Consider the following 9,513-nt stretch of genomic DNA (forward strand, 5'->3'; position numbering starts at 1 on the left):
CCTGTTGGTTAGTTTCGCTTTGAGCATAAAGCATTCCAGGCATAAGCTCGCTAATGTTTTCATCGCTTGGCGTTAAATGAAATAAAGAAACTTGAACGGAACCGGTGTAGGGATTTCCTTCTTCGTCTTCAAAAGCCCCATCAAATTTAACTTTTGTCCCGGAAGTTAGAGAAACTTCACTTGTTTCTCCGGATTGTATAGTTGCAAGAGGAGAATTTGGCACCAACATAATTTTCACATTGTTTGTGCCCATTGTCGGAACCATAGAGCGGGAGCCATCTATAAAACCGGATTTTTGAGCTGTGATATAAGCAAATTTTTGATAGACACTAGCATCATTAATGATAAAAACTCCGTTAACATCCGTTTGTGAAGTTGACGTTCCAATTTTAATGGTAACACCTTGTAGTGGATTGTTGTATATATCAATTATTTGCCCTATAAAGTCTCTTGAAACAGCACTTCCAAAGTTTTCACTGAAACGATCATCGTCTGGCACTGAGTTATTGGAATCATCGGAAGGATTACAGCTTGAAAAAGCAACTACTAAAATTAATGAGCATAGAAGAAACTGAATTTTTTTCATTGGGTAGGTTTTTGTTTACCTAAAGATATTAATCGACTGCAACGGTTACGTTAAAAATAACATAAAGTTTTAATGAACAAAAAAATGCCCCGAAAAGTCTTCAACTTTTTGGGGCATGTTCAGAATTTAAGATTTGAATTAGTTTCTAAATTACAGCGTCTCTCTCAACCATCCAAAAAACTCCCTTTGCCAAACAATGGCATTTTGCGGTTTCAAAACCCAATGATTCTCTTCCGGGAAAAGTACAAATCGGCTTTTGAGCCCGAGTAATTGAGCTGCTTGGAAAGCTTCTTGACCTTGTCCGATTGGCACGCGATAATCTTTTCCTCCTTGAATAATTAAAATTGGCGTATCCCATTTAGTTACCAAATTAATTGGATTGAATTGCGTGTATGTTTTTTGTGCTGCCGCATTGCTTTTGTCCCAATACGGTCCGCCGTTATCCCAATCCGTAAAGAATATTTCTTCTGTGGTTCCGTACATACTTTCTAAATTAAATACACCACAATGTGAAATAAACGTTTTAAATCGCTTGTTGTGAATTCCCGCCAAAAAGAACACCGAATAACCACCGTAGCTTGCTCCAACGGCTCCTAAACGTGTTTTATCCACATAATTCTCTTTCGCAACGTTATCAATAGCCGCTAAATAATCATCCATCACTTGTCCGCCCCAATCTTTACTGATTTGTTCATTCCAAGCAACGCCATGACCCGGCATTCCTCTTCGATTAGGAGCTACAATAACATATCCTTGCGAAGCCATCAATGAAAAATTCCATCGAAACGAATAACTTTGTGTCAACGCACTTTGCGGACCACCTTGGCAATACAACAAGGTTGGGTATTTTTTTGTTTTGTCAAAATTAGGTGGAAGAATCACCCAAACCAACATTTTTTTGCCATCTGTTGTGGTTAAATAACGTTTTTCATAGGTTGGCAAAGCCAGTTTTTTATAAGTGTCATCATTTACTTTGGTTAACTGCAACCAAGTGTTTTTCTTCAAATCATACGAATAAAGTTCTTTGGCGTGGTTCATATCGGTTCTTCCCACAATCATTTGATCACCAACAACGCCAACAATATCAGTTACGTCAAAAGTTCCGTTTGTAATTTGACGTACGTTAATTGCAATGCGTGTCATCCCCGGAAAGTTGACTTCAAACAATTGTTTGGTTCCATCTACAGCGGCTAAGAAATAGATTTTTTTACCATCCAAACTCCAGTGAAAACTATCTACTGTTCCGTCCCAATTGGCAGTTAAATTCATGTCGATTCCTTTAAAACGAACGATAATGTCGTTTTTATCGGCTTCATAACCATCTCGTTTCATTTGCAGCCAAGTCAATTCACCATTCGGTGAAAAAAGAGGATGCGTATCATACCCTAAATTACTTTCGGTTAGATTTTTAGTGGTTTTTGTTTCTAAATTGTATTCATACAAATCGGTGTTTGTAGAAATTGCATAAGCGGTTCCTGATTTCTTTTTACAAACGTAGATGATGCTTTTGCCATCATTCGACCAGATATAATCTTCATCACCACCAAAAGGCTTTTGAGGTGAATCATACGGTTCGTCTTTCATAAGATCAATAAAGGACTTAGGATCGTCAATTTTTGCATAACCCACATGATTGTGTGTCCCATCATTCCAAGTGTCCCAATGGCGATAATCCAAGCCGTTATACACTTGTACATTTGATTGGTCTAATTCGGGATGAAAATCTTTACCATGTACTTTTTCAACTTTTATTTCTTGATGCGATAAAAGGTATTTTCCATCAGGAGAAAGATTTTTGTCTTCTAAAAGGTCTTTGGTTTCCGTAATTTCTTTGGCAGTTCCGCCACCAATGGGCATACTGTAGGTTTTTGTGGTCGATTTGTTTGCTTCCACTGAAGGAACGGAAACTTTGTAAAGAATGCTTTGATTGTCCTTTGAGATTCCTAATGGCGTTACTCTACCCAGTTTCCATAATAATTCAGGACTTAACACTTCTTGAGCTTTAGCATTTGAAATTCCCATTGCGATTGCGATAGTTAAAATAATATACTTCATGTGTTGAATTTTTCAGACTATAAAAATAAAGAATATATATTAGATTTTGAAACAAGTTCAGAATGACAAAGCAAAAAAAAGACTACCGTTTCCGATAGTCTTTTTTAGTTTGGTTAGAATGGTTTGATTATTTTTTGACAATCAAGAACTCACTTCTTCTGTTGGTTGCATGGTCTTCTTCGCTGCACGCTTCTTTACAATCTACTTTTGGTTCGGATTCTCCCATTCCTTTTCCGGAGATTTGGTCTTTAGAGATTCCTTTAGATAGGATGTATTGCACCGTTGATTGGGCTCTTCTGTCAGATAAACTCATGTTGTACTGGTCACTTCCTCTATTATCAGTGTGCGATTTAGCAAGGATGACCATTGCGGAGTTGTTTTTCAAGACTTGTACTAACTTATCCAATTCAAAAGCTCCTTCTTGAGTGATGTTGCTTTTGTCATATTCAAAGTAAATTGGTTTTAGTACAATTTCTGTTGGCGTTACAATCACATCAATTGGGCTTAGTGCAGCAGCTACTTTTTGTGTACCGCCTTTACTTGCTGCAACGGCAAAAGTATTGCTTTCATAACCGTCTTTCGAGGCTTGTATGGCGTAGGCTTTGTTACACTCTACATTGTAGGTTACTTCACCCTTTTCGTTACTCATCTCGGTCGCAATCACGTTTTTCTTATCATCTAAGATGGACACTTTTGCTCCTGAAAGAATCGCTCCTGTTTTAGCATCGGTTACAAGGGTTACTACCTCCACTCCGCAAACCGGTGTGGCTAAGTAAATGTTGTCAACACCTGCTCTATTACTCGATAAAAAGCCAATGTTTTTATCAGGGTTGAAAGTAAAGGCAAAATCGTCTTTCTCACTATTGATTGGTTTGGCCATGTTTACAGCGGCACCCGCCATATCATAAGCAAACACATCGTAGCCGCCAAAACCTTGTCTGCCATTAGAGGCAAAGTACAATGTTTTGTTGTCTTCAGAGATAAAAGGGAAACTTTCATCACCTTCGGTGTTTACATTGGTTCCTAAGTTTTCAGGTGTTCCAAAACCGCCATCACCATTCACTGCTACTTTCCATATATCCGTTCCTCCAATTGAGCCGGGCATATTTGAGGTAAAATACAAGGTTTTACCATCTTTGCTTAGCGAAGGATTTCCCGTGGAATATTCTTTGCTGTTAAAAGGCAAAGAGGTAATATTCCCCCATTTGTCTCCCGTTTTGGTAGCTTTGTAGATAATAACCTGACTTTTTTTGGTGTTGATGGCTTTTTCTTTTTCAAATTCACCATCATTGTAACTCTCCGTTGAGAAATAAATGGTGTTCCCATCGGCACTAAGCGTTGAAGGACCATCGTGCCATTTTGTGTTCAATTCAGCCACCGCTGTTGGGTTAGTGATTGTTCCATCTACATTGTAGGTGGCTTGGTAGATATCCAAATACGGCTCATCGTTCCATCCATAGTTTTTTCTAGCGGCATTTCTGGCCGATGTAAAATACAAACTACTTCCGTGAAGCACTGCTCCAAAGTCTGATTTATCACTATTGATATCCAAAGGCTTGATGTCAAATCTTTTTTGTTTGTCTACTAGCGATGGTAAATAGTTTGGATTGGCCTTAAAGTCTTTGGCTCGTTGATCATTAGGAGCTTTGGCTGCAAACTTTTGCATTTGCTTGTTGGCCTCTTCATACTTCCCTTGAGCTTTTAGCATTTGAGCATAACGGAAATACGTTTCTGCATCTTGCTCACTCTGGGTTGCCTTGGCATACCATTTGGTTGCCTCTGCCGGATTAAAGGTATTGAAATACGCATCGGCTAGTTGTTTATGCACATACCCATCTGCTTTGCCTTTGTCTACCAGTTTCAGGTATTCGGCCGTGGCATCTACATATTCAAACCTATTGAAGTGTTTGTCTGCTTTTTGGGTGTCTTTGTTCTGTGCTGTTAGTGTTGCAGTTCCGAAAACCACTAAACTTAACAAGGATATATATACTTTTTTCATTGTTTAGGCTTCTTTTAGGTTAGAAAAATCGTGGTGAACGGGATACTTTTTTCGGGAAGTTCAAATCGAACAACAACATAATCTCGTGTGAGGAAGGTGTTGTGACATTCAAATCCGATACAACATGGTCATAGGCATAACCTACTCGAAGGTTGGGTGTGATGGCATAGTTTACCATGGCTCCAAAACTGTCTTCCAGTCGATAAGTTCCACCAATTTCAAACTTCTCAAAGAACAAAAAGTTAGCCGATACATCCAAAGAGGGTGTTACATCTAAAGCCGATTTTAACATCGCCGAGGGTTTGAATTTAGTGTTTTCACTCAAATCAAAAACATATCCCCCTGTTAAAAAGTAATGCAGTGTTTCTGTTCCGTATTCCACCCCGTTGAAATCTAAATAGGTGGAACGAATCATGTTTGGCACAGAAAAGGCCACATAATATTTCTCGGTGTAGTAGAATAATCCACCACCAAAATTGAAATACTGATTATCTGTGTTTTGAGCAAAAGCCGGGTCGGTTGGCACCGGGAGTGTTGATGAGATGTCAAACAATCCTACTTTGTGAAAGGTGACACCTGTTTTTAAACCAAAAGCCAAACGGTGTTCGCCGCCTAAATTTAAGGTATACGAGAAATCAGCATACACGTTTTGCTCGGTAACGGGTCCGATTTGATCGGAGATCATCGATAAACCTAAACCTACGTTTTTACCAATTGGGCTACTTCCGGAGAAAGTAAAGGTTGTGGGAGCGTCTTCGATCTCTATCCACTGTTTGCGGTATAACAATCCGAAGGCTAGGTTTTCTTTACTACCTGCATAGGCCGGATTGATGATATTCATATTATACATGTATTGTGTATAATGCGGGTCTTGTTGTGCCGATACATCTACAAAGCAGATTAGGGCTACGAATACTAGGCTATATATTTTCTTCATCTTTATAGGGTTTTGTTTAGAAAAACCTGCTCTTGAATGCCAAGAGCAGATTCTCTGTTCTTCTTATTATCGCTCTCTATTGATATAAATCCAACCGGTTTGGTTCTCTCCCGTACTGAGTTCTATTGCATAATAGTACGTGCCATCAGGAAGTTCGTCTCCCTTATCGGTTTGTCCGAACCATTGGTTGGTATAATCTGTGCGACTGTAAACTTTTATCCCATAACGGTTGAAAATTTCTAATCGTTTAACCCCAAAAGTTGATAAATCGAAGTTATCATTCTGTCCATCACCATTTGGTGAAATTCCTTTTGGAATCGTACACGATATAATGGTCACCACAAAACTGCTCTCACTTGAACAAATATCCTCCTCTTTATAAATATAGATGGTTTGAGTAGTGGTAATCTCAGCTTCTGAGGCTAACATTGTTCCTGTTCCACCCGGACCTGTATAGTAATTATTGCCTGAAGAAAGCATTGGCAAAATAAATTTACCACAAGCTTCAACATCGTCTAACTCCTCTGCACTTACATTAAGGATCGTTACCACAAAACTGCTTTGTGCAAAACAATTGGGCGTAGTGCCTGTTTGTGCATAAATGTAGATGGTTTGATTGCTTGTCACAACAAATCCTGCTGCAAGAGGCGTTCCACCACCATTGGCCTGAGTGAAGTAATTGCCGCTAGTAATTGCCGGTAAAGTATACGTGCCACAACCCGTTACGTTTGGTAATGTGCTAACCGTTGGGGTAGCATTAACCGTTACAGTAAAACTCGTTTCACTGGTACAATTAGGAGTCGTATTTGTTTGAGCAAAAATGTAAATGGTTTGTGAACTCGTTATAGTTGAGCTTGTTATTGGACCTACACCATTGGGCTGGCTGAAATAGCCTCCAACCGATAAAGTTGGCAATACAAACGAATCACATGCCGTTACATTGGCTTGTGTAGGTGCTTGAATAGAATTAATGGTTACCAAAATATCTTCTTCTGATGAACAAGTTCCATTGGCAGCATACACATAAATAGTCTGTGTAGCCGTAATATTTGTACCAGCAGCTAATAAAGTTCCCGTGCCTCCCGAACCAGTAAAGTAATTACCAACTGTTAAGGCAGGTAATACATAACTGTTACAAACTGTTACATCAGGTTGTGGAGCTAATACAGGATATTGAACAACAGTAACTGTAGAGGTTCCCGTTGCAGTACATCCATTAAAGTTAATCAAAACAGCATAAGTACCTGCTTGAGAAACCGTTATACTACTTGTATCACCAGGGAATGGATTTCCATCCAACGTCCAAGTATAAGTTACAGGGTCTGATGCTGTATAATTTGTAGGCGTCACTACAATTGTACCTGTGGCGCCTGCACAAATGTCTTGGTTAGCAGTAATCGTGAATTGAGGAGTCAAATCTTGAACACTTACATTAAATGTAATCACTTCATAACAATCACCAACAATTGGGTCTATTCGTACATAAATAGTTTGTAAAAATGCCGTAGTATTTGTAAATGCTGTTGGTGTTGCAATTGCATTTAACTCATCATCAGCATTACTTTGACTAGTATAATACGTCAGCGTATAATCAGTTCCGATAGGAGCTGTAATTAATGCTGCATTTTCGGTTAAATCAAAAGTTGAGAAACCTGTACCATCACAAGCTTGCAAGGTTTGAGGAACACCCGGAGCAATCACCGGGAAAAATTCAACAATAACTGAATCTGTGGCTGAACAAGCACTTGTTAAATTATATTGTGCTTCCACAGAATAAGTTCCGGCAACCGTAACAATCAAGTTTGCACCTGTTTCACCCGGCATTAAGACTCCGTTTTGAAACCATTCAAAAGCAAAATCATCCGGATCTAGGCCTGTTTCAATAGTAGCTGGTTCAGCAGGACAAAGTGCATTTCCGCTGGAAATTAGTAAATCAATTCCTAAATCTAAATCACCCAAATCAAAACTACCTCCTTCCAAGAATACAGCAGAGTCATAAGCGGTGTCACTTCTATCAGCAATAACCATTTTTATTTTATATAGGTTATTTGGAATTACGGTGGCCGAAGCAGTCATAGGTACAGTGACTCCATTAAAGTTGATTGGAGCCCCTAATGGATTTACACCCCCTGCACCATAGAAGAAAGCAAAATATGCAGGATTTACAGAGGCACAACCTGCATTATATAACTGATTTCTAATAGTTACTACAGAAATAGGAGTAGTGGTGTTAGGGATCAATGCTAAATTAGTCGTCGTATTTGTTGCAACATTGGTCAATAAAAAAGCAAATGCATCGGAGAATGAACATTGGAATGTTCCATACTCATCTGAAGCAAAAAGGAAGTTAAAACTGATTTGGTCTATTAATGGAACAAAATCAAATTCAATTTTAGAAGCATTTTGTGAATTCATTGCTAGACCTGTAGCCGCTAAAATAATCGCTTCCAAATCTGCATCTCCTCCCCAGCCGCCAGCGCCACCATCACTAAGGATCGTTAAGTTGGGACCTGGTGCATTTAAAGCATTACCTGATGTCATTACAATACCATCTTCAAATGGGAATCCGGAACCGTTTTCTTGGAAATAACCTATACCATTTGAAGAACCAAAGTTGGTACCAGTACTCCAAGTAATATTAGATACAAGTGCACAAGTTGAGTTAATTAGAACATCTTCAATCAATTCAGGAACTGTGTATAGTGCAGTACTTGTTGTAATTGGCGGAGCAATGGAGCCCACACAAATATTAAAGTTAGCAGTAGAACCTAGCACATTTCCATTTGAAAATACGCGAATATAATAGGTCTGACCTACCACAAAAGTATTGTTGTAACTACTATTAGGGTCGCTACAGTACAATAATGTTAAATTCGCACAAGGGTCTGTTGGGTTTGTTGATGTATACACCGCATGATTTAAATTGGTTGTTGAGCCAACGACATTGTTCAAATCTACTGTATGTGCTTGACTGGTTGCAGTAAACTGGTACCAAACGTCATCATTTGCAATACCCGCACAAGTATTTGCTTGTGGTGATTGCGTAGCACTAGTAACCGTTCCGGCTGAAAAAACAGCACAACTGGTGTTTGGATTAACAGTCAAAGTGACCGCATTGATACATTCGTCATTTAGAGGTGGCAAAGGTGGAATGCTCACGCACAAATCAAATGTAGTGTCTTGCAAAATAGCCGTTCCGGAACTGTACACTCGAATAAAATACGTTTGCCCGGGAACTAAATTTTGAGCATAACTGTTATTCGGGTCACTACAATAAACCAATGTTAAATTGGCACAAGGATCAGTCGGATTTGTTGACGTAAATAAGGCATGGTTCAAGTTGGTAGTAGAACCGATCACATTTTGAAAATCAATTAAATGTATTGATTGTGTCGCTACAAATTGGTACCAAACGTCATCATTAGGAGTTCCAACACAAGTATTTGCTTGTGGAGATTGTGAAGCACCTTCAATTGTTCCCGGAGTTGTTAAAGTACAAGTAAAGTCGGTATTAACAGGAACAACAGTTGCATTTTGACAATTGTCGTTTGCAGGAACTGGTGGTGGAGGTACACAAGAAGTGTTTAAAGTAAAGATTCCCTGACTTCCGGTTGTTCCGTAAACATATACATAATAAACTGTCCCTAAAGTACTTATGATGTCAACCTGTGATTGAACGTTACAGAAATCATCATTTCCACCTACACAGGTAAAGGCACCACAAGAACCTGTATATACTTGAATTCTTGTATTATAAGCGGAGCCACATAAGGAGAAGGTAGTAATATCACCTGTTCCAATATAGGAATACCATAAACCACCGGAACCCGGACCGGTTCCGCAAGTAAAGGTAGGTGCACCTGCTGTAGTTGCTCCAACGGTTGTTTGTCCTTCAACACTTCCACAAGTAATAGGAATTGCCCCCGAACATAGATT

General features: G+C 39.1%; 5 protein-coding genes. All 5 read right to left on the bottom strand.

The window, feature by feature from the left end; all coding sequences use genetic code 11:
- On the bottom strand, positions 1-586 hold a 586-nt coding region (locus ACIQ2S_RS08435; RefSeq protein ID WP_396174941.1), incomplete at its 3' end, for a hypothetical protein.
- A gap of 150 nt (positions 587-736) precedes the next feature.
- A complete protein-coding gene (locus ACIQ2S_RS08440; protein ID WP_396174943.1) occupies positions 737-2,641 on the bottom strand; it encodes a S9 family peptidase in 1,905 nt (634 codons plus the stop codon).
- A gap of 127 nt (positions 2,642-2,768) precedes the next feature.
- Positions 2,769-4,640, bottom strand: a complete 1,872-nt coding sequence (locus tag ACIQ2S_RS08445) for an OmpA family protein (RefSeq protein ID WP_396174945.1) — start codon at positions 4,638-4,640, stop codon at positions 2,769-2,771.
- Between the two features lie 19 nt (positions 4,641-4,659).
- Entirely contained in the window at positions 4,660-5,577 is a 918-nt protein-coding gene (locus ACIQ2S_RS08450; RefSeq protein WP_396174947.1) for a type IX secretion system membrane protein PorP/SprF, read from the bottom strand.
- A gap of 66 nt (positions 5,578-5,643) precedes the next feature.
- On the bottom strand, positions 5,644-9,513 hold a 3,870-nt coding region (locus ACIQ2S_RS08455; RefSeq protein WP_396174950.1), incomplete at its 5' end, for a choice-of-anchor L domain-containing protein.

Source organism: Flavobacterium sp., from assembly GCF_044371705.1.
In the GTDB taxonomy this organism is placed as follows: Bacteria; Bacteroidota; Bacteroidia; order Flavobacteriales; family Flavobacteriaceae; genus Flavobacterium.